Source organism: Ralstonia sp. NFACC01 (genome assembly GCF_900115545.1).
Classification (GTDB): domain Bacteria; phylum Pseudomonadota; class Gammaproteobacteria; order Burkholderiales; family Burkholderiaceae; genus Ralstonia; species Ralstonia mojiangensis.
This window is the reverse complement of record NZ_FOWV01000007.1, coordinates 63,437-86,617: the sequence shown is the minus strand read 5'-3', so window position 1 is coordinate 86,617 and position 23,181 is coordinate 63,437. Positions and strand designations below refer to the sequence as shown.

23 protein-coding genes and 1 riboswitch are annotated in these 23,181 nt (G+C 65.4%); of the genes, 9 read left to right on the top strand and 14 right to left on the bottom strand.

What is annotated here, in order from left to right; all coding sequences use genetic code 11:
* The first annotated feature begins 54 nt into the window (after window positions 1-54).
* Window positions 55-960, top strand: a complete 906-nt coding sequence (locus tag BM136_RS18645; protein ID WP_092973985.1) for a glutamate/aspartate ABC transporter substrate-binding protein — start codon at window positions 55-57, stop codon at window positions 958-960.
* 30 nt (window positions 961-990) lie between these two features.
* On the opposite strand, the gene BM136_RS18640 is transcribed toward BM136_RS18645, so the two are convergent.
* The 4 genes from BM136_RS18640 to BM136_RS18625 form a co-directional block, all read right to left on the bottom strand.
* Window positions 991-2,277, bottom strand: a complete 1,287-nt coding sequence (locus tag BM136_RS18640) for a multifunctional CCA addition/repair protein (RefSeq protein WP_092973982.1) — start codon at window positions 2,275-2,277, stop codon at window positions 991-993.
* The gene (locus BM136_RS18635) at window positions 2,274-2,963 is read right to left on the bottom strand and encodes a glutathione S-transferase family protein (RefSeq protein WP_092973979.1); all 690 of its coding nucleotides are present in this window, start codon (window positions 2,961-2,963) and stop codon (window positions 2,274-2,276) included. The genes BM136_RS18640 and BM136_RS18635 overlap by 4 nt, the downstream gene beginning before the upstream one ends.
* Before the next feature lie 225 nt (window positions 2,964-3,188).
* Window positions 3,189-4,193 carry a complex I NDUFA9 subunit family protein gene (locus BM136_RS18630; protein WP_092973976.1) on the bottom strand — a complete coding sequence of 335 codons (1,005 nt, stop codon included), beginning with the start codon at window positions 4,191-4,193 and terminating at the stop codon, window positions 3,189-3,191.
* 181 nt (window positions 4,194-4,374) lie between these two features.
* Entirely contained in the window at window positions 4,375-6,327 is a 1,953-nt protein-coding gene (locus BM136_RS18625) for a lytic transglycosylase domain-containing protein (protein WP_092973973.1), read from the bottom strand.
* Window positions 6,328-6,370: 43 nt separating this feature from the next.
* Between BM136_RS18625 and BM136_RS18620 the strand changes: the two genes are divergently transcribed.
* Entirely contained in the window at window positions 6,371-6,976 is a 606-nt protein-coding gene (locus BM136_RS18620; RefSeq protein WP_092973970.1) for a 5-formyltetrahydrofolate cyclo-ligase, read from the top strand.
* Between the two features lie 17 nt (window positions 6,977-6,993).
* On the top strand, window positions 6,994-7,608 hold the full coding sequence (locus BM136_RS18615; RefSeq protein ID WP_092973969.1) for a pyridoxamine 5'-phosphate oxidase family protein: 615 nt from the start codon (window positions 6,994-6,996) through the stop codon (window positions 7,606-7,608).
* Window positions 7,609-7,612: 4 nt separating this feature from the next.
* Here the strand turns inward: BM136_RS18615 and BM136_RS18610 are convergent, their stop codons facing one another.
* The 4 genes from BM136_RS18610 to ahcY are packed head-to-tail and all read right to left on the bottom strand — an operon-like array spanning window position 7,613 to window position 10,767.
* Window positions 7,613-8,071, bottom strand: coding sequence for a TfoX/Sxy family protein (locus BM136_RS18610; protein ID WP_092973966.1), 459 nt, complete (start codon window positions 8,069-8,071; stop codon window positions 7,613-7,615).
* A 30-nt stretch (window positions 8,072-8,101) separates the two neighbouring features.
* Window positions 8,102-8,932, bottom strand: coding sequence for a methylenetetrahydrofolate reductase [NAD(P)H] (gene metF / locus BM136_RS18605; protein ID WP_015856052.1), 831 nt, complete (start codon window positions 8,930-8,932; stop codon window positions 8,102-8,104).
* Window positions 8,933-8,942: 10 nt separating this feature from the next.
* Complete coding sequence (locus BM136_RS18600; protein WP_004628357.1) at window positions 8,943-9,287, bottom strand: phage holin family protein; 345 nt, start codon at window positions 9,285-9,287, stop codon at window positions 8,943-8,945.
* Window positions 9,288-9,342: 55 nt separating this feature from the next.
* Window positions 9,343-10,767 carry an adenosylhomocysteinase gene (ahcY, locus tag BM136_RS18595; protein ID WP_092973963.1) on the bottom strand — a complete coding sequence of 475 codons (1,425 nt, stop codon included), beginning with the start codon at window positions 10,765-10,767 and terminating at the stop codon, window positions 9,343-9,345.
* 108 nt (window positions 10,768-10,875) lie between these two features.
* Window positions 10,876-10,951, bottom strand: a riboswitch (S-adenosyl-L-homocysteine riboswitch).
* Between the two features lie 571 nt (window positions 10,952-11,522).
* Here ahcY and BM136_RS18590 point away from each other — a divergent pair.
* From BM136_RS18590 to BM136_RS18565, 6 genes are all read left to right on the top strand, one after another.
* Complete coding sequence (locus BM136_RS18590; RefSeq protein ID WP_027678712.1) at window positions 11,523-11,807, top strand: hypothetical protein; 285 nt, start codon at window positions 11,523-11,525, stop codon at window positions 11,805-11,807.
* 211 nt (window positions 11,808-12,018) lie between these two features.
* On the top strand, window positions 12,019-13,476 hold the full coding sequence (locus tag BM136_RS18585; RefSeq protein WP_092973961.1) for an alkaline phosphatase: 1,458 nt from the start codon (window positions 12,019-12,021) through the stop codon (window positions 13,474-13,476).
* Window positions 13,477-13,493: 17 nt separating this feature from the next.
* Window positions 13,494-14,888 carry an alkaline phosphatase gene (locus BM136_RS18580; RefSeq protein WP_092973958.1) on the top strand — a complete coding sequence of 465 codons (1,395 nt, stop codon included), beginning with the start codon at window positions 13,494-13,496 and terminating at the stop codon, window positions 14,886-14,888.
* A gap of 76 nt (window positions 14,889-14,964) precedes the next feature.
* Window positions 14,965-15,660 (top strand): hypothetical protein, encoded by a 696-nt coding sequence (locus tag BM136_RS18575; RefSeq protein ID WP_092974482.1) that lies wholly within the window; start codon window positions 14,965-14,967, stop codon window positions 15,658-15,660.
* A gap of 262 nt (window positions 15,661-15,922) precedes the next feature.
* Window positions 15,923-16,834: a bifunctional hydroxymethylpyrimidine kinase/phosphomethylpyrimidine kinase gene (gene thiD / locus BM136_RS18570; protein WP_092973955.1), complete on the top strand. Its 912-nt coding sequence runs from the start codon at window positions 15,923-15,925 to the stop codon at window positions 16,832-16,834.
* 14 nt (window positions 16,835-16,848) lie between these two features.
* Window positions 16,849-17,205, top strand: a complete 357-nt coding sequence (locus BM136_RS18565) for a DUF4369 domain-containing protein (RefSeq protein WP_092973952.1) — start codon at window positions 16,849-16,851, stop codon at window positions 17,203-17,205.
* Window positions 17,206-17,270: 65 nt separating this feature from the next.
* On the opposite strand, the gene BM136_RS18560 is transcribed toward BM136_RS18565, so the two are convergent.
* From BM136_RS18560 to thiC, 6 genes are all read right to left on the bottom strand, one after another.
* Entirely contained in the window at window positions 17,271-17,750 is a 480-nt protein-coding gene (locus tag BM136_RS18560) for a VOC family protein (protein ID WP_092973949.1), read from the bottom strand.
* A gap of 125 nt (window positions 17,751-17,875) precedes the next feature.
* Window positions 17,876-19,030 (bottom strand): thiamine phosphate synthase, encoded by a 1,155-nt coding sequence (locus BM136_RS18555; RefSeq protein WP_092973946.1) that lies wholly within the window; start codon window positions 19,028-19,030, stop codon window positions 17,876-17,878.
* Complete coding sequence (locus tag BM136_RS18550; protein ID WP_092973944.1) at window positions 19,027-19,854, bottom strand: thiazole synthase; 828 nt, start codon at window positions 19,852-19,854, stop codon at window positions 19,027-19,029. Before BM136_RS18550 ends, BM136_RS18555 begins: the two co-directional genes overlap by 4 nt.
* Window positions 19,855-19,863: 9 nt before the next feature.
* A complete protein-coding gene (thiS, locus tag BM136_RS18545) occupies window positions 19,864-20,079 on the bottom strand; it encodes a sulfur carrier protein ThiS (RefSeq protein ID WP_045205182.1) in 216 nt (71 codons plus the stop codon).
* Entirely contained in the window at window positions 20,076-21,221 is a 1,146-nt protein-coding gene (locus BM136_RS18540) for an FAD-dependent oxidoreductase (protein WP_092973941.1), read from the bottom strand. The genes thiS and BM136_RS18540 overlap by 4 nt, the downstream gene beginning before the upstream one ends.
* A 12-nt stretch (window positions 21,222-21,233) precedes the next feature.
* Entirely contained in the window at window positions 21,234-23,141 is a 1,908-nt protein-coding gene (gene thiC / locus BM136_RS18535; protein WP_092973938.1) for a phosphomethylpyrimidine synthase ThiC, read from the bottom strand.
* Between the last annotated feature and the right edge of the window lie 40 nt (window positions 23,142-23,181).

Here is a 23,181-nt window from a genome sequence, read left to right as displayed (position 1 = left end):
AAGCACAGACGGCCGCAACACAACAGGCCGCGCACCACAACCATTGGAGGAAGTATGCGTTTGACCACCCGCTGTATCCGGATCATCCCGCTTGCGCTGACGAGCCTGCTCGCGATCGGCGCGCACGCGCAAGCCCTCGACGGCACGCTCAAGAAGATCCAGGACAGCAACACGATCCTGATCGGCGTGCGTGAATCGTCCATTCCGTTTTCTTACCGCGACAGCAAGAACGAGATCGTCGGTTTCTCAGCCGATCTCTGCTCGCGCGTGATCGACGCCGTCAAGAAGAAGACGGGCAAGCCCAACCTCGACATCAAGCAGATTCCAGTGACCTCGCAGAATCGGACATCGCTGGTGCAGAACGGCTCGGTCGATCTGGAGTGCGGAGTCACCACGCACCTGAAGTCGCGCGAGCAGCAGACCGCTTTTTCGACGACCTTCTTCATCGCCGGCACGCGCCTGCTGACCAACGTGAAATCGGGGGTGAAGGATTTCCCCGACTTGGCGGGCAAGTCGGTCATCACCAACGCCGGTACCACGTCGGAACGCATCCTGCGCAAGATGAACGACGAGAAAAAGATGAACATGAACGTGATCAGCGGGAAGGATTACGGTGAATCGTTCCTCACGCTGCAGAGCGGCCGCGTGGCGGCGTTCATGATGGATGACGTGCTATTGGCGGGTGCACGCACGCTGGCACAGAAGCCGGACGACTGGGTCGTGACCGGCACGCCACAGTCATTCGAAGCCTACGGCTTCATGCTGCGCAAAGACGATCCTCAGTTCAAGAAGCTGGTGGACGACACGATGACCGGCGTGATGAAGAGCGGCGAGATCAAGACGCTTTACGCGAAGTGGTTCGAAAAGCCCGTGCCGCCCAAGAACCTGAACTTCAACTTCCCGATGAACGATCAGTTGAAGGCGCTGTACGCCAACCCGAACGACACGCCGTTCGAGTAAGCGCCCGCACGGCCGGCGCTGGGTGGCAGCTCAGACGCCGGCCTGCGCGACGGCCTCGATGCGCGCCTGATGCACGGCCTGCTTGATGTGCGCCGGGTTGTCGGCATAGCGCTTGGCGACGGCGCCGGCATCGATCGACGATGCGGCCGCCAGCGCGCGCAGCAGGCGTTCCGTCTGCGGATAGCTGCGATCTTCAAACCCGAGCCGGCCACGCGCGTCGGCCTCGCACGCCTGCAGCGCCTGACGGAACCGGTCCGGCTTGCGCAGCGCATCGCAACGCTCGAGCAGACGCACCAGCGCTGCGGCATCGAAACCATCGCAGCGATGGATGTTGCCGTGCTCGCGCGCGACCACCAGCGCCAGTTCGCGGCACTCGGTCGGTACGCGCAGGCGCTGGCACACCGCTTCGATGAGCGGCACGCTGCGCTCTTCGTGGCCGATGTGTCGCGGCAGGATGTCGTCGGGCGTCGAGCCCTTTCCGAGGTCATGCACCAGCGCGGCAAAGCGCACCGGCAGCGACGTCGCCATCGCTGCGGCCGTTTCGATCACCATCATGGTGTGCACGCCGGTATCGACTTCGGGGTGATAGTCGGCGCGCTGCGGCACGCCCCACAGCCGGTCAAGTTCCGGCAGCAGGCGCACCAGCGCCCCGCAATCCCGCAGCACGGCAAACATGCGCCGTGGGTGGGCTTCCATCAGGCCGCGTGCAATCTCCTGCCACACACGCTCGGGCACCAGCGCATCGACTTCGCCGGCCTGCACCATGCGCTGCATCAGCGCGTTGGTTTCTGGCGCGACATGAAAATCGGCAAAGCGCGCAGCAAACCGCGCCAGGCGCAGGATGCGCACCGGGTCTTCCATGAACGCATCAGATACATGCCGGAACGTGCGCGAAGCCAGGTCAGCCTGTCCTCCATACGGGTCGATGACGGGGCCAACCAGGGTGCCGTCTTCCGCCACGCGCTGCGCCATCGCGTTGATGGTCAGATCGCGGCGGATGAGGTCCTCTTCGAGCGTGACGTCCGGCGCGTAGTAGACCGAGAAACCCTTGTAGCCGGCAGTCGTCTTGCGTTCGGTGCGGGCGAGCGCGTATTCGGCATGCGTGGCGGGATGCAGGAACACCGGGAAATCCTTGCCGACGGCGCGAAAGCCACGTGCCTCCATGGCTTCCGGCGTGGCCCCGACCACAACGTAATCCCGGTCCTGCACCGGCAGCCCGAGCAGCGCGTCACGAATGGCGCCGCCGACGGCATATACATCCAGTCCGTGCGTGGCTGGATCGACGATGGCCTCGGTCTGTGCTGCGCGTTCCGTCATTGATTGGCCGCGACCAGCGTGTCTTCGTCCGGCGCGGTGCGGTACGGCTCGTCGTCGGCCAGGAAGTCATGCTCAGCGCGTGCGCCGTCGATCCATTCCTGCATGGCGGGCAGGTTGAGGATGTAATCGGCGTAGGTCTTGGCGGCCTCCGGCAGACGCACGCCGTACGTGGCGAAGCGGCTGACCACCGGCGCGTAGAACGCGTCGGCCACCGTGAAGTGGCCGAACAGGAACGGACCTTCGGCTGCGTACTTCTGGCGCAGCTCGGTCCAGATCGTGGCAATGCGGTCGATGTCGCGCTGCACGGCCACGTTCCAGCCCATGCCGGGCAGCACGGCGGTCACGTTCATCGGCATGTTGTTGCGCAGGTTGGTGAAGCCGCTATGCATTTCAGCGCAGACCGAGCGGGCGTGTGCGCGGGCCTTCGGGTCGACCGGCCACAGTTGTGCGCGCGGAAAACGCTCGGCCAGCGTCTCGCAGATGGCGAGCGAATCCCATACCGTCATGTCGCCGTCCACCAGCACGGGCACGCGGCCCGCCGGCGAATAGCGACGAATCTCGGTGGAAAACCCTTCGACAAAAAGACGCACGCGAATCTCTTCGAACGGAATGCCGGCCTGCTTGGCGAGCAGCCACGGGCGTAGCGACCACGACGAATAGTTCTTGTTGCCGATGACCAGTTTCATGATTCCCGTCCTTGGAGAGTGCACAGCAATTATTGTGGGAGCCCGCCAGCATCGCGCGGGAATGCCGGGGCGCTCTAGTCTTGTTGTATCGGAAGCGGCGAGCGGCAGCGCGAGGGCGAACGAACCATTCTAGCCTTGCGCTGCAGCGCCACAAAATGAAACGGATTGGCCACGGTTGTGAAGCGGATTCACAAAGAGGGCAGATCCTCCGGGTTTCCGTAGCTTCTAGCGGTGGACCCTTGTGCGTGCAGCACGCAATCCGCGGTCCGGCCCAAAACCGGCCAGCGCGGGCAACATCACCGCCTCCATGCCGAGCGGGTGGATGCCGAGTTCGGGCGCGACCGGTTCCACGCTGACGTTGTCCACGCGCATGGAGTCGAGGTTGTCCCGCGAGATGGGCGCGCCAGGCAGATGCTCGAGCAGCGCGGCCTGCATGCGGCCCAGACCCTCAGGAAGTGGCACGATCCAGCGCGGGTGGCCGCTGGCACGTCCGGCAAAGCGCATCAGCTCCGCCAGGGTGTAGACGCGCGGCCCGACCAGCGGATAAGCATGCCGGATCGTCGCGGGCTTCTTGAGCGCATTGATGAACGCGGCGGCCACGTCGTCCACGTACACGGGCTGGAAGCGCGCGTCGGCACAGGCCAGCGGCACGAACGGCGCCATGCGCTGCATGCTCGCAAACAGATTCAGGAAATGATCCTGCGGGCCGAAGACCACCGATGGCCGGAACACCGTCCAGTCGAGCTCGCTGTTCATGACCACGCGTTCGCCGTCGCCCTTGCTGCGCAGGTACATCGACGGGCCGGCAGGGTCGGCGCCCAGCGCGCTCATGTGCAGCAGCCGGTTCACGCCATGGCGTCGGCATGCGGCGACGATGCGGCGGGGCAGATCGACATGCACGCGCTGGAAGTTCGGCCCGTACGGCATCTCTCGCGCATCCTGCAGCACACCGACGAGGTTGATGACGGCACAGTGCTCGCCGCCGCGTTCGGTGAGCGCCAGGAACAGCGCTTCGAGGGCATCGTCGGCGTAGATGTCGGCGTCCATCACGTCCACACGCGGCAGCAGGGTGAGATTGTGTGCGCGGGCAGACTCAGGATCGCGCGTGGGCACGATCATCCGGCCCTCGGGGAGGCCGGGCGTGGAAAACGTCTCCGTCACCAGCCGAGACAGCAACTGCGAACCGATAAAACCGGTACCGCCAAAGACGAGCAGATTGGAGGGCTGCATAGAGGCATCTCCAAGACGGGAGGGGGCAACACCACAATACATCCCGAAGGCGATCGCCCCCAAGATATGTCGACGCGGCGTGCCGCAAGCCACACTTCTGTGCGCCAGCCAGCGCACGCGCCCATGAAAAAACGCCCGCGTTGCGGCGGGCGTTTGGGTGAGCGGGATAACGATCGAGCGCTTATGGCAGGTCGTCCGGCGTCACGGATTCCGGCGCCACCTTGCCCAGGCGGTCCTTCAGCGACTGCGGGCGGCCGGTCAGCAACGCACTGTAGTACGTCGCGTTCGACAGCACGTTTTTCACATACGTGCGGGTCTCGTTGAACGGGATCGTCTCGGCGAAGATCGCACCTTCCACCGGCCGCGCGAGCGTCGAGCGCCAGCGTTTCGGGCGGCCTGGGCCCGCGTTGTAGCCGGCGGTCGCCAGCGTGAGCGAACTGTCCAGGTTGGTCAGGATCATCGACAGATAGGCCGTACCCAGCAGCACGTTGGTATCGATGTCGCTCATCTGCGAAACACGGAACCCCGGCAGGCCGATCTTCTTGGCGATGTGCTTGGCGGTCTCCGGCATCACCTGCATCAGGCCCGAGGCACCCACCGACGAACGCGCGTCCATGATGAAGCGCGACTCCTGGCGGATCAGGCCGTAGGCCCAGGCAATGTCCAGGCCCACGGCATCGGCGTTGCGCTGGACCACATTGAGATACGGCGTCGGGAAGCGCAGCGAGAAGTCGTGCTCGGCCTTGGTCTTGTCCGCGGAATTGACGGTGCGATCGAGCAGGCCGAGCTTGCGGCCATATTCGGCTGCGGCAAGCAACTCGCGGTCGCTCATGTTGCGTAGCTCCCAGTTCCACTCGCGGTTGCCTTCGAAGCGCAGATTCAGGTCGTACAGCTTCTTGGCACGCCCAAAGCCCGGATGGTTGCGGCCCATCACGTCGATCTCGGCGTCGGCCACGGTCGTGCGGGGTGGCACGGTGATGCGCTGACCGAGTTCTTCCTGCGCCAACTGACCGTAGAAGTTGAACTGGCCGGCAATCGACTGGAACTGCTGGCGGGCTTCGTCGTTGCGGTTGTCGGCCTTGAGCGCGCGGCCGTACCAGTACGCCCAGGCGGGATCACGATCGCGCAGGCTGGGGCGCATTTTCTCAACGGCCTGACGCACCATCTTCCAATCGCCGGCGCGCAAGGCCGTGCGCACGCGCCACTCCTGCGACTCGTCGGAGAGGTAGGCATCGCCGCCGAGCGTCAGTTGGCGACGGTAGGCATCCAGCGCATCGGGCGTCTGCTTCTTGGCGGCGTACTGACCGATCACGCCCCAGCCCGCGCCTTGCTCTTCGCGCGACAGGCCGCCGCTTTGCGCCAGCAGATACGCGGTCGCCTGCGACGGATCATTGCGCGCCATGCGGGTCACGTTGGCCAGCGTGTCGTTGTCTACGCGATCGCCCTCCGGCAGCACCGCCGCAATGCGCGACGCCTGCGTGACGAGGTTCTGCTCCAGCGACAGCCGCGCCGCAAAGGCCACATCCGCACGGGTGAACTGCTTGGACTGCGCGAGATAGCCGATCAGGTCGACACAGCCTTCGCCATAGCCCTTGGGATCCGACAGCGTGCTACGCGCATCGGCGGCCACGTTCTGGCCTTTCATCGCGCGCGAGAGCAGCGCATAGCACTCGACCTGCGTATCGTCCTTCAGCACGAAATTGGGGTACTCGGCATCGAACGTCGCCCAGTCGTGCTTCTTGCCGAGCACGAGCAGCCAATCATTGCGCAACCGGTCGGCAATCGCCTCGCCCTTGTAGCGCTGCAGGAACGAACGGATTTCATCTTCCGGTGCATCGGTGCGGGCATAGCCGCTGGCATCGTACAGCTGCGGCTTGATGCGGAAATACTGCACATAAGACTGGATCGGGTAATCGGAGAGGCTGTCGGCCAGCTCCCAGCTGCGCGACACATCGTTGCGGCGCGCCGCGTTGCGCAGCTCGACAAACGCATCGTCCGGATTGGCCGGAATGCCCTGCGGCGCCTGGCGCTTTGCGGCCACCGCCAGCGGTGCCGGGCCGACCACACTCATGCCCACCACGCCCGCAAAAGCCAGCGCGACCGCGCGATATACTGCCTTGGCCTTCAATGTCATCTCCTGCCCCATCCAATCACTGTTAGGTCTGCCGAATTATCCCATGTCAGCCTTAGGGAACCCGCACGATCCGGCCAATCCCACCACGCCAATCGAATCGCGCCGCACGCTGCGCACCCTGTTGCTCGATGCACGCGCCGCGCTGCCAGATCGCATCGCCCGCGATGCCGCGCTGGCGCATCACCTGGCCGGGTTGCTGAACGCACTGCCCGTCAAACGCCTGGCCGCCTACTGGCCAACGCAGGGAGAGTTCGATGCGTTGACCTTGCTGGGCCATTGGCTGGCGGCTGACGCCACGCGCCATGCACTGCTGCCCATAGTGACTGACAAATTCTCTCCCCTGCAGTTTCGGCGATGGACGCCCGATTGTGAAATGGCCCCCGGCGCTTACAACATCCCCATCCCCCGCTCGGGTGAGATGGAAACGCCCGATGCCTTGCTGATCCCATGCGTGGGCTTTGACGCGCAGCGCTATCGCATCGGCTACGGCGGCGGCTTCTACGATCGCACGCTGGCTGCGCTGCAAGCCGCAGGGCACCGCCCGCGCACGATTGGCGTGGCATATGAAGTGAACCGCGTGGAATCCATCGCGCCGGAACCGCACGACATCGCGCTGGACTGCATCGTCACCGAGCGCGGCGCGTTCTAACCCTGCACAGGAAGCCCATGTCCCACACCCTGAAAACCGTTGCCGACCTTGAAGCCGTGTATGGCGCCCCGAACCCGCGTTCGCTGCTCAAGGAGATCGACCACCTGAACGCCGACTATCGCGCGTTCGTGGAGGCGTCGCCGTTCATCGTGCTGTCATCGGTGGGCGCGCAGGGCACGGACGCTTCGCCGAAGGGCGATGCGCCGGGCTTCGTGCGCATCCTCAACGAACGCTTGCTGGCGATTCCCGATCGGCCCGGCAACAACCGCATCGACAACCTGCGCAACATCGTCGAAGACGGCCGCGTGTCGGTGCTCTTTATCGTGCCGGGTGTGGGTGAAACGTTGCGCGTGAACGGCACGGCGACCATCTCGGCGGATCCGGAATTGCTCGACTCATTTGCGGTGCAGAGGAAGCTTCCGCGCAGCGTGATCCTCGTGCAGGTGCAGACCGTCTACTTCCACTGTTCGAAGGCGCTGGTGCGCTCAAAGCTGTGGGAGCGCGGCGCGCAGGAAACCAAACCGGCCGTGCCCACCGCAGGCAAGATCCTGCAGCGCATCAGCGGTGGCGCATTTGATGGCGACGCCTATGATCGCGAATTGCCCCAGCGCCTGAAGACAACGCTGTACTGAGCGTTCAGCGCTTGGCCGTCTTTTTTGCGGCGACCTTCTTGGTCGCCGTTGTCTTTGTTGCCTTGGGCGCCTTGGCAGTCTTTGCTGCGGCGCGCTTCGGCTTGGCGGCCTTGGCATTGGCGTCACGCAGCGCGGCTTCAATGGCCAGCCGCACCCAGTCGCGCAAGGGCTGTCCACCATCGAGCGCCTCTGCCGGCGTGCTCAGGTAGCCCGTCATGCTGATGGTGCGGCCGTTGCGCTCGTAACTGAACGGCGTGCATTTTTCAGCGAGAAAACGTTCGCGCGTGAGGTCGTCCACGCGCAGATAAGACGTGCCGCGCAGCACCAGCGCAAAGACGATGTCGTCGTAATAGAGCGCCGCACCGCTGAACATCCGGCGGGCGCGGATCTCACCGATCTGTGCGGCGAGCGGCCGGAGTTCGTCAAGCAACCAGGCGATCAGCGGATCGGGTGCGGCTGCCATGACGATCTCCTTTGCTTTGCTGCTTTCTGCTTACAGGCCCAGACGCTGCCAGATGGCACGCGTGGAGCCGGCGGCATTGAGCGTGTAGAAGTGCAGGCCCGGCGCGCCGCCTTGCAGCAGGCGGTCGCACATGGCCGTCACCACGTCCAGGCCGAACGCGCGGATCGATTCACGATCGTCGCCAAAGCCTTCGAGGCGCTTGGCGATCCAGCGCGGCACTTCCGCACCGCACATCTCGGAAAAACGCATGAGCTGCGACGAGTTCGTGATCGGCATGATGCCGGGCACGATGGGCACGTCCACGCCGAGCTTGCGTGCGTCGTCCACGAACTGGAAGTACGCGTCGGCGTTGAAGAAGTATTGCGTGATGGCGGAGTCCGCACCGGCCTTCACCTTGCGGGCGAAGTTCTCCAGATCGTGCCGCGCCGAGCGCGACTGCGGGTGGTATTCCGGATAGGCCGCCACTTCGATGTGGAATGCCTCGCCGGTTTCCTGGCGGATGAACTCGACCAGCTCGTTGGCAAAGCGGAATTCACCGATCTCGCCCATGCCCGACGGCATGTCGCCGCGCAGCGCGACGATGCGGCGGATGCCGTGTTCGCGATACGTGTTGAGAATGCCGCGAATGCTCTCGCGCGATGAACCCACGCACGACAGGTGCGGCGCCGCTTCGATGCCTTCGCGCTGGATTTCCACTACGGCGTCGAGCGTGCCCTGTTGCGTGGTGCCGCCCGCGCCGAACGTCACGGAGATGAAGCGCGGCTTGAGCGGCGAGAGTTGCGCGCGGGTGTTGCGCAGCTTCTCGGCGCCTTCCGCCGTCTTGGGCGGGAAGAATTCGAAACTGAATTGACGGTCTTGCATGACAGAAACCTTAAGCCTCGCGCAGCAGCAAGCTCGAGAGCAGCCACGAGATCACGCTGTACAGGATGGAGCCCAGCAGCGCCGCGCCAAAGCTGGCCACCTGAAAGCCCGCCAGAAGGTTGCCGACAAACAGGAACAGCAGCGCGTTGATGATGAAGATGAACAGCCCGAGCGTGAGCAGCGTCACCGGCAGGGTGAGGATCACCAGGATCGGGCGGATCAGCGTGTTGACCAGACCCAGCACGAGCGCGGCGATCAGTGCGGAGCCGAAGCCGTTGACGTGGATGCCTTTGAGCAGATAGGCGACAAGAAGCAACGCCAGCGCGTTGATGACCCAGACAGCGAGCAGTCTCATGGAGGAGTCCTCGGTTGGAGAGCCGGCGGCGGGGAATGCCGCCGGCAGGTACGGCTTAGTAGCGGTAGTGGTCAGCCTTGTACGGGCCTTCCTTGCTCACGCCAATGTACGCAGCTTGCTGGTCGGTCAGCTCGGTCAGTTGCGCATTCAGCTTCTTCAGTTGCAGGCGCGCGACCTTCTCGTCCAGATGCTTGGGCAGCGTGTAGACGCCCACCGGGTACTTGTTCGAGCCCTTCACCGCTTCGGTCCACAGTTCGATCTGCGCGATGGTCTGGTTGGCGAACGAGCTGCTCATCACGTACGACGGGTGGCCCGTGGCGCAACCCAGGTTCACCAGGCGGCCCTTGGCCAGGATGATGATCTTCTTGCCGTCGGGGAAGATCACGTGATCGACCTGCGGCTTGATCTCTTCCCACTGGTACTTCTCAACGGATGCGATATCGATCTCGTTGTCGAAGTGGCCGATGTTGCAGACGATGGCCTGGTCCTTCATCTTGGCCATGTGGTCGTGCGTGATGACGTGGTAGTTGCCCGTGCAGGTGACGAAGATGTCGCCGTGCTCGGCGGCGTAGTCCATCGTGACCACGCGGTAGCCTTCCATGGCGGCCTGCAGTGCGCAGATCGGGTCGATCTCGGTCACCCACACTTGCGCCGACAGCGCGCGCAGTGCCTGGGCTGAGCCCTTGCCCACGTCGCCGTAGCCGGCCACGATCGCCACCTTGCCGGCGATCATCACGTCGGTCGCGCGCTTGATGCCGTCGACCAGCGATTCACGGCAGCCGTACAGGTTGTCGAACTTGCTCTTGGTGACCGAGTCGTTGACGTTGATGGCCGGGAAGCGCAGCTCGCCGCGCTGGGCCATCTGGTACAGGCGGTGCACGCCCGTGGTGGTTTCTTCGGTCACGCCCTTGATGGCGTCGAGGTTGCGGCTGTAGAACGTTGCGTCCTTGGCCAGCTTTTCCTTGATGGCCGCGAACAGGAAGGTTTCTTCTTCGCTGGTCGGCTTGGCGATCACGGAAGCGTCCTTCTCAGCCTTGGCGCCCAGGTGCAGCAGCAGCGTTGCGTCGCCGCCATCGTCCAGGATCATGTTCGGCGTGCCGCCGTCGGCCCATTCGAAGATGCGGTGCGTGAAGTCCCAGTATTCCTTGAGCGATTCGCCCTTGAAGGCGAACACCGGCGTGCCCGATGCAGCGATGGCAGCGGCAGCGTGGTCCTGCGTCGAGAAGATGTTGCACGAGGCCCAGCGCACGTCGGCGCCGAGTGCCTTGAGCGTCTCGATCAGCACGGCGGTCTGGATCGTCATGTGCAGCGAGCCGGCAATGCGCGCGCCCTTGAGCGGCTGGCTCGCGGCAAACTCGTCGCGAATCGCCATCAGGCCGGGCATTTCGGTCTCGGCAATGGCGATTTCCTTGCGGCCCCAGTCGGCCAGCTTGATGTCGGCGACGAGGTAATCGTGTTTCAGTTCGGTGACAGCGTTCATTGGATCACTCCGGAAAAGATGGGTGACCGCACGCGGGGAGATGACCACTGAGACGGGGCCCATGCTGGGGCCCCGGATAGATGCGTTCTCGCCATCGTGTCAGCCACGATACTGCGAGCGCCGTTTGAACTTCCGAGCCTGGCGGTTGGGGCAGTGCCCACCCGTTGCAACGCTCCTCGGAATGGGCTGGATTGTAGCGGATTCTTGCGACAGAACACCGGGAAAAGAGCAAGGGCGCATGAACCGGATAAACGCCGTCTGGGACCGTGCAGCATTCATCACTCAAGCTGTGTCGATTGGAAGCGGAGGGCGAGCCGGCGCCACGACCACGAAATCGAGGCGGGATGCGGGATTTGGCGAAATATGACAGCTGAGCACGTCGATCCCGTCGCTATAATCCCCACCGTCACCGCCTCACCGGTGACCGGGTTTCGCAGCCCATCTTCTCCTCTTTTTCCCAGACGGACAGCCGCCTTTCGCGCGGCGTTTTCATGTCCGGTGCTTGCGCACGCCTATGCTTTTCATGGCGGGCCGGGCAGGGAGACCTTCGGGTCTGCCGGCAATGCTGGGATAGGAGGCCGGTCTGCGAACCCTGTCGTCAGGCCCGCCACCCTCGTTTCGCAGCGAGCGGCGAGCCTCCCTCTACCTATCCCCGGAGGCCACATGGCTACCGCACTCAGCGGGCATCGCCCCGCGTCTTACCCTTCCCCGCCCCCATGGCGCCCTTTGCTTCCCAAGCAATCGGGAGGTGCCGCATGTCGCTGACCAAAAACCGCCTCTACCTCGACGGTGCAGTCTCGGCCCGCGCGTTTCTGTGCCGGACGCGCTCCGACATGCAGACCCATCGCCACCGGCGACTGGGCATGCTGCGCGAGCAGCTCACGTACTTCTCGGAACATGCGTATCCACCGGCATTCGTGAAGGGCTTTGTCGATGCCATCGATGCGTACCTGTCGATGTCGCTCGGGGGGAGCGACGTGGACCCGCGCACGTGGGAGGTTTTGGCCGCCATCGAGCGGCGGCAGGTCTCCGCCGCATAACAACAGCAAGACCTATCCCCGGGGCGGGCCGGGGGATCGGCAACGCAATCAACGAGACGCCCATCGTCTCTCGCGCGTACCGGCGCACACGCGGCAGTGTCAAGGCGCTGTCACATTCCAACCTTGCGATCCGGTTAGCAAGTGGCGAAGCAGCATCACGGACCTGCAACACGCGGCCACCAAAGTCCGGGCATCGTTCAGGGAGCCAACGATGCACAACCATAAACTCACGAAGTACGCCGCCGCCGCGGCCGCTGCACTGGCCATGGCCGCGTGCGGCAGCGACGGCACGTCCGCCACCGGCAGCGCCACGCCGGACACCACCCCGCCCAGCACCACGCCCGCCAAGAACGTCGTGTTCTTCCTGGGCGACGGCATGGGCCTGACCACCATGACCGCCGCGCGCATCTACAAGGTGGGCGAAGACGGCGAGCTGACCATGGACACGCTGCCCGAAACCGGCTTCGTGCGCACGTTCTCGAACAACGCGCAGGTGACCGACTCGGCGCCGTCGATGTCGGCGTACATGACCGGCGTGAAGATGAACAACGAGGTCATCTCGATGTCGCCCGACACGATGGCCTATGACGCGGGCGGCAAGGATTACCTCTCGGGCGCCGACAGCACCTGCCCGAGCGGCAACGGCAAGCCCGTCACCACGCTGCTTGAGCTGATGAAGGCGGCAGGCTACGGCACGGGTGTGGTCACCACCACGCGCATCACGCACGCCACGCCGGCGGCCACGTATTCGCACATCTGCCACCGCGACGGCGAGAACACCATCGCCGCGCAACTCACGCCGGCCGGCAAGGGCTTCAACGCCGCGCTGGGCGATGGCGTGGACGTCGTCTTTGGCGGCGGGCGCAAGCACTTCCAGCCGAGCACGGCGGGCGGCGCCCGCACCGACGGCCGCGACCTGATCGCCGAACTCAAGGCCGGCGGCTATCGCTACGCCAGCAACAAGGCCGAGTTCGACACGCTGCAGGCCACCGACGGCAAGGTCGTGGGCCTGTTCACCAGCAGCCACATGTCGTATGACCTCGACCGCGATCCGAGCAAGGAACCGAGCCTGGGCGAGATGACCAACAAGGCCATCGACGTGCTGGCCGCCAAGAAGAAGGGCTTCTTCCTGATGGTGGAAGGGGGCCGCATCGACCACGCGCTGCACGAAACCACCGCGCGCAAGGCCCTGCAGGACACGGTGGCGTTCGACTCCGCCATCCGCGGCGCGATCGACAAGCTGAACACGATCGACCCGGGCCTGAAGAACACGCTGATCGTCGTGACGGCTGACCACGACCACACGCTGGTGCTCAACGGCTACGCCAAGCGCACGGGCCCGACCAGCGACAGCAACCCCGGCGTGCTGGGCCTGCTGAAGAACTACGTGACGGGCGCCAACGCCACCGACACGGGCGGCAACCCGTTCACGATCATCGGCTTTGGCACCGGCGAGAACCGCCCGGCCACGCGCGGCGCGCTCACTGACGCGGCCGTGTACGACAAGAGCTACCACCAGGAAGCCGTGATCCCGGTTGCGCCGGGCGGTGAAACGCACGGCGGCACTGATGTCTTCATCGGCGCGCGCGGCCTGGGCGCCGAGCGCTTTACCGGCACGATGGACAACACCGAGGTCTTCGGCCTCATCAAGCAGGCCGTGGGTCTGTAAGAGGGAGAGGGCACATCATGAACACGCAATCGAACCGTATCCTGCGCGCCACGCTGCTGGCGCTGGCAGCCGGTGCCTGCGCCCAAGCGCACGCCGCCGGTGAAGCCAAGAACGTGATCTTCTTCCTGGGCGACGGCATGGGCCCGACCACCGTCACCGCCACGCGCATCTACAAGGTGGGCGAGGCCGGCCGCCTGACCATGGAATCGCTCAAGCGCACGGCACGCATCAAGACATACTCCAACGATGCGCAGACCACCGACAGCGCGCCATCGATGTCGGCGTACATGACCGGCGTGAAGATGAACAACGAAGTGATCTCCATGTCGGCCGACACCAAGGCCAGCGACGCCACGGGCAAGGGTTACGTGAGCGGTTCCGACTCCACGTGCCCGGCGGGCAACGGCACGCCCGCCGTTACGCTGCTTGAGCTGGCCAAGGCGGCCGGCAAGTCGGTGGGCGCGGTGACGACCACGCGCGTCACGCACGCCACGCCGGCCGCCACGTACTCGCATATCTGCCACCGCGACGGCGAGAACCAGATCGCCGCGCAAGGCGCGCCGGGCAACGCGCTGTACAACGCTGCGCTCAAGGATGGTCTGGACGTACTGCTCGGTGGCGGCCGCCGTCACTACCTGCCGCAAGGCACGACGGGCAGCAAGCGCACCGACACGACCGACCTGACCGCGCAGTTCCAGACCGCCGGCTACAGCTACGTCACCACCGGCACGCAGCTCACCGCCATCAATCCGGCCACGACGAACAAGCTGCTCGGCCTGTTCAACCTGGACCACATGAACTACGAGCTGGACCGCAAGAAGAACAACGTGGACGAGCCCAGCCTGGCCGACATGACCGAGAAGGCCATCCGCGTGCTGCAGAAGAACGGCAAGGGCTATTTCCTGATGGTGGAAGGCGGCCGCATCGACCACGCGCTGCACGGCACCAACGCCAAGCGCGCACTGGAAGATGCCGGCGCGTTTGACGAAGCCATCAAGCGCGCGCTGGGCACGGCGGATCTGTCGAACACGCTCATCGTCGTCACGGCCGACCACGACCATACGATGACGATCAACGGCTACCCCCGCAAGGGCAACCCCATCCTGGGCGTGTCGAACGACATCAAGACCGGCCAGCCGCAATTGGCTGCGGACGGCCTGCCGTACACCACGCTGGTGTTCGGCAACGGCGGCACGCCGCGCAAGGCCACGCGCGACAACGTGGCCTCGGTCGACACGGCTGCAGACGATTACCTGCAGGAAGTGGGCGTGCAGCTCGGCACCCCTGGTTCGGAAACGCACGGCGGCGGGGATGTGATGCTGTTCTCCTCTGGTCCGGGCAGCGCACCGCTGAAGGGCACGCTGGACAACACGAAAGTGTTCGGCGTGGTCAAGACGGCCATGGGCCTCTGATTCCTGCGTTTCCATTGACGCGCATGCCGACATGATCGGCATGCGCTTTTTTCGCTTTCTGCCCCATCGATTCCGCATGACCCAATCTGTCCGAACTTTGCTCGCCTTCGCGTTCAGCGCGTTTGCTGCCACGGCACTGGCCGCCGGCCCTGCCGCCACACCCGCGCTGACGGCACTGCGTGTCGAACACCAGCTGTCGTCGCTCGGCGCCGACGGCATCCAGCGCGACGTCCGCTTTGCCGAGCGCGTCTATCGGCAGAGCGACCGCGTCTGGATCGCACGCGAACTGCCGCCCGCATCGGCCCACGCCGAACATGACCACGCCGACACCCACGCCGGCCACAAACACGCCGACACCGACACCGCCCCGCGCTGGATCGAACGCGATGGCAAGGGCGCACTCACCGTGCGCGTGGTGAGCGTTTCGCAGCAGAAGAACTACGCCGTGGAACCCGCCGAATACTCCAACATCGGCTTCGACGGCTCATGGGCCACGGCCTACCACCTGCTCGACCCGGCCGCACTCAAGGGCATGCGCGCCGACGGCCCCGTACGCAATGGCGTGCAGACCTACCGATCTACGCAGGGCGAGCGCACCGTCACCGTCGATTGGGACGTCGCCGGCCAATACCCGCGTCGCGTGGAATCGCGCAACGCCACCGGCACCCAACGCAAGCTCACGCGCGTGACGGCGTTGCCAGCGCCGGCTGCAGCGCCGTGGGACCGCGCCCAGCGCTACGCTGCCGCTGACTACACCGATCTGATGGACTGACGCGCCGCACCTCGCCCTCGGCAGTGGAAGCCTCCCGTTCGCGCCTGAAACTGTCGGGCTCCACTGCTTGTGCCTCACGTTCGAGCCAAAAACCGTCACGTTCCAGTGTTTGAGCCTCGCGTTCGAGCCAAAAACCGTCGCGTTCCAGTGTTTGAGCCTCGCGTTCGAGCCAAAAACCCTCACCCGTGGGGTTCAGAACCCCGCGCGTCAATCCGGCTTCGGTAGCGCTATAGTGCGAACACCCCCATACGTTCGCACCGACATGACGATCACCGACCCGACCCTCGCTGCGTTTGCCGCTCCCGCCTCGCACGTGCCGCGCGTGCTCACCATCGCCGGTTCGGATAGCGGCGGCGGTGCGGGCATCCAGGCTGACCTGAAGACGTTTGCCGCGCTCGGCTGCTACGGCATGTCGGCCATCACGGCCATCACCGCCCAGAACACGCTGGGTGTGACGGCGGTGGAATCGCTCCCCCCCGACATCGTGGCCGCACAGATCGACGCCGTGGCAAGCGACATTGGCGTCGATGCCGCCAAGACCGGCATGCTCGGTACGCCGCAGGTGGTGGAAGCCATCCTCTCTGCGCTGGACCGCCACCCGATCGCCAACCTCGTCGTCGATCCGGTCATGGTCAGCACCAGCGGCGCGCTGCTCGGCAGCGATGCTACGGCGCAGGCCATGGCGAAATGGCTGTTCCCCCGCGCGCTGCTCGTCACGCCCAACCTGCCGGAAGCCAGCGCGCTGCTCGGCCGCGAGGTGCGCACCGCAGAAGACATGCTGCCCGCCGCGCGCGACCTGCTGGCGCTTGGGCCCCGCGCGGTGCTGCTCAAGGGTGGGCACCTGAGCGCCACGTCCACCGCCGGTGAAGACGGCGTGCTGCAAGACGTGCTCGTCACCGCCGACGGCACCGAGCGCGTCTACGCCCATACCTACATCGACACGCCGCACACGCACGGCACCGGTTGCACGCTGTCCGCCGCCATTGCCGCGCACCTGGCGCGCGGTGATGCGCTGGAAGTCGCTATCGAAGCCTCGCTCGATTACCTGCTGCATGCCATCGGCGCGGGCCGGCATCTGGCGCTCGGGCGCGGCGCCGGTCCGTTGAACCACGGGTTCGCACCGCGACCGCTCGCAGCACCGCGTTCGCTCGAAGTGGATGTCGACGAAGACTGATCAGGGGAGCCGCCATGAAACGCCTGCCGATGCTGGTTCGCTGTCTTCCGGTGGCTGCGCTGTGCGCGCTGCTTGGTGCGTGTAATGGCTACATCAGCCTGGGCTCGCCCATCGGCAGCGTCTTCTCGATTGGCGGCACGTTGACCGGGCTGCCCGGCGGCCAATCGATCGTGTTGCTCAACAACGGCCGCGATTCGCTTACGCTGGCGGCCAACGGGCCGTTCGTGTTTGGCGGGCTGGTGCCGTTCGACAATAGCTACGTGGTAACGATCAGCACGCAGCCCGCATCGGCCAACTGCGTGGTGACCAATGGCAGCGGTACGGTCAATGGGGACGTGAACAACGTGCAGGTGACGTGCCAGCCGCGTTGAGCGATCAACGCAGGAAAAAAAAAGCGCGGCTCACGTCCGCGCTTTTTTCTTGACCGCTCCCGATATCAAGCCGATGCCGCAGCCTGCTCCTTCGTCCACTTCTCCATGCGCTTGGCCATCTCATCGGGCGCCACGTCTTCCACATGAGTTGAGACCGTCCACACGTGGCCGAACGGGTCCTTCAGCGTGCCGGAGCGGTCGCCGTAGAACTGGTCCACCACCGGGCGGACTTCCGTGCCGCCGGCCTTCAGGGCATTGGCAAACACAGCGTCGACGTTGGGCACATAGATCATCATCCCGACCGACGTACTCTGCAGCGTCTCGGGGCTGGCGCAGGCCATGTTGGGGAATTCATCGGCCAGCATGATCGGTGAATTCCCGATGCGGATTTCGGCGTGCGCGATGGTGCCGTTGGGGCCGTTCATGCGCATGATTTCTGTGGCGCCGAAGGCCTGCTTGTAGAAGTCGATGGCGCGCGCGGCGCCTTTGATGCTCAGGTACGGGGTGACGCTGTGGTAACCCTCGGGGATGGGCTGGACCGCCATGTCTTGTCTCCTGCAGCGTGTTTTCGAAAACCGCTGCGGCAACGACCGCAGCGGCGCACGAACAGGATAGGTCAGCGAAAACCCGGGTGCGCGGCACAAGCGCGCTTGCGTGCAGCGCGCGATGCTTACGCGCGCACGTGCGCCGCGAACGTCGCTTGCAGTGCGTCCACCGCAGCCGGCACATCGGCCGCCTGGGTGATGGCACGCACCACCGCCACAGAGCCCACGCCGGATTCCAGCACACGCGGCATCGCTGCCTGATCGATGCCGCCGATGGCCACCAGTGGCGGGGCCGGCACGCGCGTGCGCATGGCAGCGGCGTAGGCGAACAAGCGGCCGAGGCCCTGCGGCACGGTGGGCATGGTCTTGGTGGGCGTGGCAAACACGGCACCGAGCGCAAGGTAGCTCGGGTTCAACGGTGCGACGCGGAGCATCTCGGCAAAGCCGTGCGTGCTGATGCCAAGGCGCAGACCTGCGGAACGAATGGCTTCCAGGTCAGCCTCGTCGATATCTTCCTGGCCGAGGTGGATGCCGTAGATGCCGCTGCCAGATACCTCAGCGTGAACATCCAGCGCGACTTGCCAATGGTCGTTGATGAACAGGCGCGTGGCGCTGCCGCGTGCGGCGGCTTCTGCGCGGTGCACCTGGTCGACCACGGCTTGCGCGTCGTCCGACTTGAAGCGTAATTGCACCGTCGGCACCTTGAGCGCGACGAGGCGCTCGACCCAGTCCGCATCCGGCACGACAGCGTAGATGCCGAGTTGCGTCGGGCACGGCGCAAAGGCGAGGTCCGCTGCGGTCGGGCACGGCAATGCCGGTTCGAGCACGCGGGGCAGGGCGTCGAAGCGCGTCGGCCAAGCGAGCGCGTCGGCATTGCCTTCGGCGATCCATGCGCGCGCCACGCACAGCGCATCGCGCGGCTCGAACGCCAGCGCGAGTGCCGCGCCGAAGATGGCGGCAAAGTGCGCATCGAATGCATCGCCTTGTGCCGCAGACGCGAAGCGGTACGTGCCGAGGCGGTCGTACACGGTGTCGATGCGTTGACCGCCTTCCACTGCCGTCAGCACAACAGCCGCGCCAGCGGAGCGAGCACGTTCGGCTTGCGCGGCATCGGTGGTCAGCAGGACCGTGGCGGCGCTCGTGGCTTCGTCAGCGCGGTCGGTCACGCTCCAGGCGTGCGGCGCGCGACCAAACGCTTCCACATGGCGATCGACGATCTGTGCGGCCAATGCAGCCGCTTCCGGCCACGCGGCGGAAAAACGCAAGGCGGATGCACTCATGCCTGCTTCTCTTCCGCATGCCAGAACGGCAAGCCAACAACGGGCGTGCTCGCCTGCGCAACGTCACGCTCGGGCATCGGGCCAGACAGGCGCGCGAGACGGCCGGCCTGCGTGGCCATCGCAAACGCCTGCGCCATCGCCACAGGGTCGCTCGCTTGCGCGACAGCGGTGTTCAGCAGCACGGCGTCATAGCCCCACTCCATGACTTGCGTGGCGTGTGACGGAACACCCAGGCCGGCATCGACGATGAGCGGCACGTTGGGCAAGCGCTCGCGCAGCAGGCGCAGGCCGTACGGGTTGGTGGGCCCGCGGCCTGTGCCGATGGGCGCGGCCCAGGGCATCAGCGCCTGGCAGCCGACGTCGAGCAGGCGGCGGCACAGCACGAGATCTTCGGTGCAATACGGCAGCACCTTGAAGCCATCGCGGATGAGGCGTTCGGCGGCGGCGGGCAGGGCGAGCGTATCGGGCTGCAGCGTGTAGTCATCACCGATGACTTCGAGCTTGATCCAGTCGGTCTCGAACACTTCGCGCGACATCTGCGCGAGCGTGTAAGCCTCGTCGGCGGAATAGCAGCCAGCGGTGTTCGGCAGCACGGGCACGCCGAGCGCGCGCAGCATCTTCCAGAAGCCGGCGCCGCCATCGGGCGAGCCGGCGCTCTGGCGGCGCAGGGCAACCGTCAGCATGGCCGGGTTGGACACGCGCACCGCGTCCTCCAGCGCTTGCGGCGACGGATAACGCGCAGTGCCGAGCAGCAGGCGCGAGGCGAAGGTCTCGTCGTACAGCCGCAGAGGATCCGCCACGGCGGAAAGATTCGTAGTGGTCATCAAAGACTCCTAGCCGCCCACGACGGGCTGCACGAGTGCAATGCGGTCGCCCGCGTTGAGCGCGTGCTGCGCATGGCGCGCCTTGGGCACGAAGTCGCCGTTCACCGATGCGGCAAACGGCGGCGCGATCTGCAGTTGCGGCGCGGCGGCACCAATGGCATCGGCCAGCGTGCTGCCCGCAGGCAGCGCGAGCGACAGATCGTTGAGGGTGACGTTCAGCGTCATGACAAAACAGGTTCGGGGGATACGGCGCCAGCGAACAGCGCAGGCCATTCGCAGTCGTCCGTATCGAAGGCACAGCCGTCCAGCACGTCGCACGCCGCTGCCACCGCGGCTCGGGTGACGGCGGGCGCGATCATGTAGCCGTGCCGGTACAGGCCATTGACCGACAGCGTGCCAGCGCCATCCCAGCGGATGGCCGGACGGTGGTCCGGGAGCGTCGGCCGGCACTGCGTGTTCAGCTCGAGCACGCGTGCCTCGCCAAACGCGGGGTGCACGGCGTAGGCCGCAGACAGCAGCTCCAGCGTGGAACGCACGCTTGCCGGCGACATGTCGTCGGATTCAAGCTCGGTCGCGCCAATCACGTAGACATTGCCCGGCTTGGGCGCGATGTACAGCGGATAGCGCGGATGCAGCATGCGCACCGGCCGCGTGAGCGACACGTCGGGCGCATGGATGCGCGCCACCTCGCCGCGCAGGCCACGCAAGCGCGGCCATTGCGGCTTGGCACCCAGGCCACGGCAATCGAGCACGAGGCGCGCGCCAAGCCCTGCAGCGGCCAGCGCGTCGAGGCTCGGATCAGCAACTTCCGTGTTCCAGCGCAGTTGCACGCCCAGCGCTTCAAGCTCGGTCGCCAGCGCATCCAACACGCCACGCGGGTCCAGTTGGCCTTCGCCCGCCAGATACAGACCTTGCGTGAAGCGCTGCGCGAGAAGCGGCTCGAGCTGGGCAATGCCGGCCGCGTCCACGGCTCGCAGATCGGCGGCCACGCGCTCAGGCGGCGCGGCATTGCGCACGTGGTTGGCAAACAGCGATGCCTCTCCACGGTCTGCCGCATGCCACACCACCAGCGTGCCAGCCTCCTGGAAGAAGACCGGCGTGCGCAGCTTGGGCAACCAATCGCGCCACAGCGCCAGGCTTGCCAACCCCAAATCCACAACAAAACGATCCGCCACGGCGGCTTCGGCCAGCGGTGCCAGCATGGCCGCAGCAACATACGCGGCGGCACCGCTGCCGTCGCGTTGGCCGCGCTCCACCACGGCAATGCGCGCGGGGGGTACCCCCGTTTGCGCGAGCTGCCAGGCACACAGGCGGCCAGCGAGGCCGCCGCCGAGGATCGTTACGTCGAATGAAGTCGAGGTTGGCATTGCACCGGTTGGTTAGCTGTAGATCTTGCTGCCGCTCTTGCGGAACTCGATCGACTTCTCTTCCATGCCCGCAGTTGGGTTAACTGCTGCGGCAGTGGCGTTGGCGTCGAGCGTTGCCGCGTAGTCGCGCACTTCCTGCGTGATCTTCATCGAGCAGAACTTCGGACCGCACATCGAACAGAAATGCGCGATCTTGGCGCCCTCGGCCGGCAGCGTTTCATCGTGGAAGGCGCGTGCCTTCTCCGGATCGAGGCCGAGGTTGAACTGGTCTTCCCAGCGGAATTCAAAGCGTGCCTTGGACAGCGCGTTGTCACGCAGCTGCGCGCCCGGCCAGCCCTTGGCAAGGTCAGCCGCGTGCGCGGCGATCTTGTAGGTGATGATGCCTTCGCGCACGTCTTCCTTGTCGGGCAGGCCCAGGTGTTCCTTGGGCGTGACGTAGCAGAGCATGGCGGTGCCGTACCAGCCGATGTTGGCCGCGCCGATGCCGCTGGTGATGTGGTCGTAGCCGGGGGCGATGTCCGTCACCAGCGGGCCCAGCGTGTAGAACGGGGCTTCGAAGCAGTGCTTCAGTTCTTCGTCCATGTTGGCTTGCACGCGTTGCAGCGGCACGTGGCCCGGGCCCTCGATCATGACCTGCACGTCGTGCTCCCACGCCTTCTTGGTGAGTTCGCCCAGCGTGTGCAGCTCGCCAAATTGCGCGGCGTCGTTCGAGTCGGCAATGCAACCCGGGCGCAGACCATCGCCCAGGCTGAACGACACGTCGTACGCCTTCATGATTTCGCAGATCTCGTCGAAGTGCGTGTACAGGAAGTTTTCCTTGTGATGCGCCAGGCACCACTTGGCCATGATCGAACCACCGCGCGAGACGATGCCCGTGATGCGATCGGCGGTGAGCGGCACGTAGCGCAGCAGCACGCCCGCGTGGATGGTGAAGTAGTCCACGCCTTGCTCGGCCTGTTCGATCAGCGTGTCGCGGAACATCTCCCACGTCAGGTCTTCGGCCACGCCGCCGGTCTTGTCCAGCGCCTGGTAGATGGGCACCGTGCCGATGGGCACCGGCGAGTTGCGCAGGATCCATTCGCGCGTCTCGTGAATGTGCTTGCCGGTGGACAAGTCCATGATCGTGTCGGCGCCCCAGCGGATCGCCCACACCATCTTTTCCACTTCCTCGGCCAGCGACGACGTCACGGCCGAGTTGCCGAGGTTGCCGTTGATCTTCACGCGGAAGTTGCGGCCGATGGCCATCGGCTCCAGCTCGGTGTGGTTGATGTTGGCGGGGATGATCGCGCGGCCTGCAGCGATTTCCGCACGCACGAATTCCGGCGTGATGTCTTCCGGACGCTGCGGCAGGTTGGCGCCGTAGGAGAAGCCCGGATGCTGCTTGAGCAGTTGGCGGTACTCGGGCTTGTCTTGCAGCGCCTGCAGGTTCAGCGATTCGCGCAGCGCGACGTACTCCATTTCCGGCGTGATGATGCCGCGACGCGCATAGTGCATCTGGCTTACGTTGGCGCCGGCCTTGGCGCGGCGCGGGTTCGTCAGTTGTGCAAAGCGCAGGTGGGCCGTGGCCGGGTCGTTGGCACGCGTGCGGCCGTATTCGGACGACAGGCCCGAGAGGATTTCCGTATCGCCGCGCTCGTCGATCCACTTGGCGCGCAGCGGGGCGAGGCCCGCCTTCAGATCAATGTGCACGTCCGGATCGGAGTACGGGCCCGAGGTGTCGTACACCGGCACCGGCGGGTTCAGCATCTCGCCCTTGTCGGTGCGCGTGGCGGTCTGCTTGATGGTGCGCATCGGCACGCGGATGTCCGCGCGGCTGCCGACGATGTAGGTCTTGCTGGAGGCCGGATAGGCGAACTTCTGGTCGAGCTCGGACTGCAGCGAGTCGAACGATGCGGCGGGGGCGTTTTTGGCTTGGGGCATGGTCTCGTCCTAGATTCTGTGGCCTGGTGGAGCAGGCAGT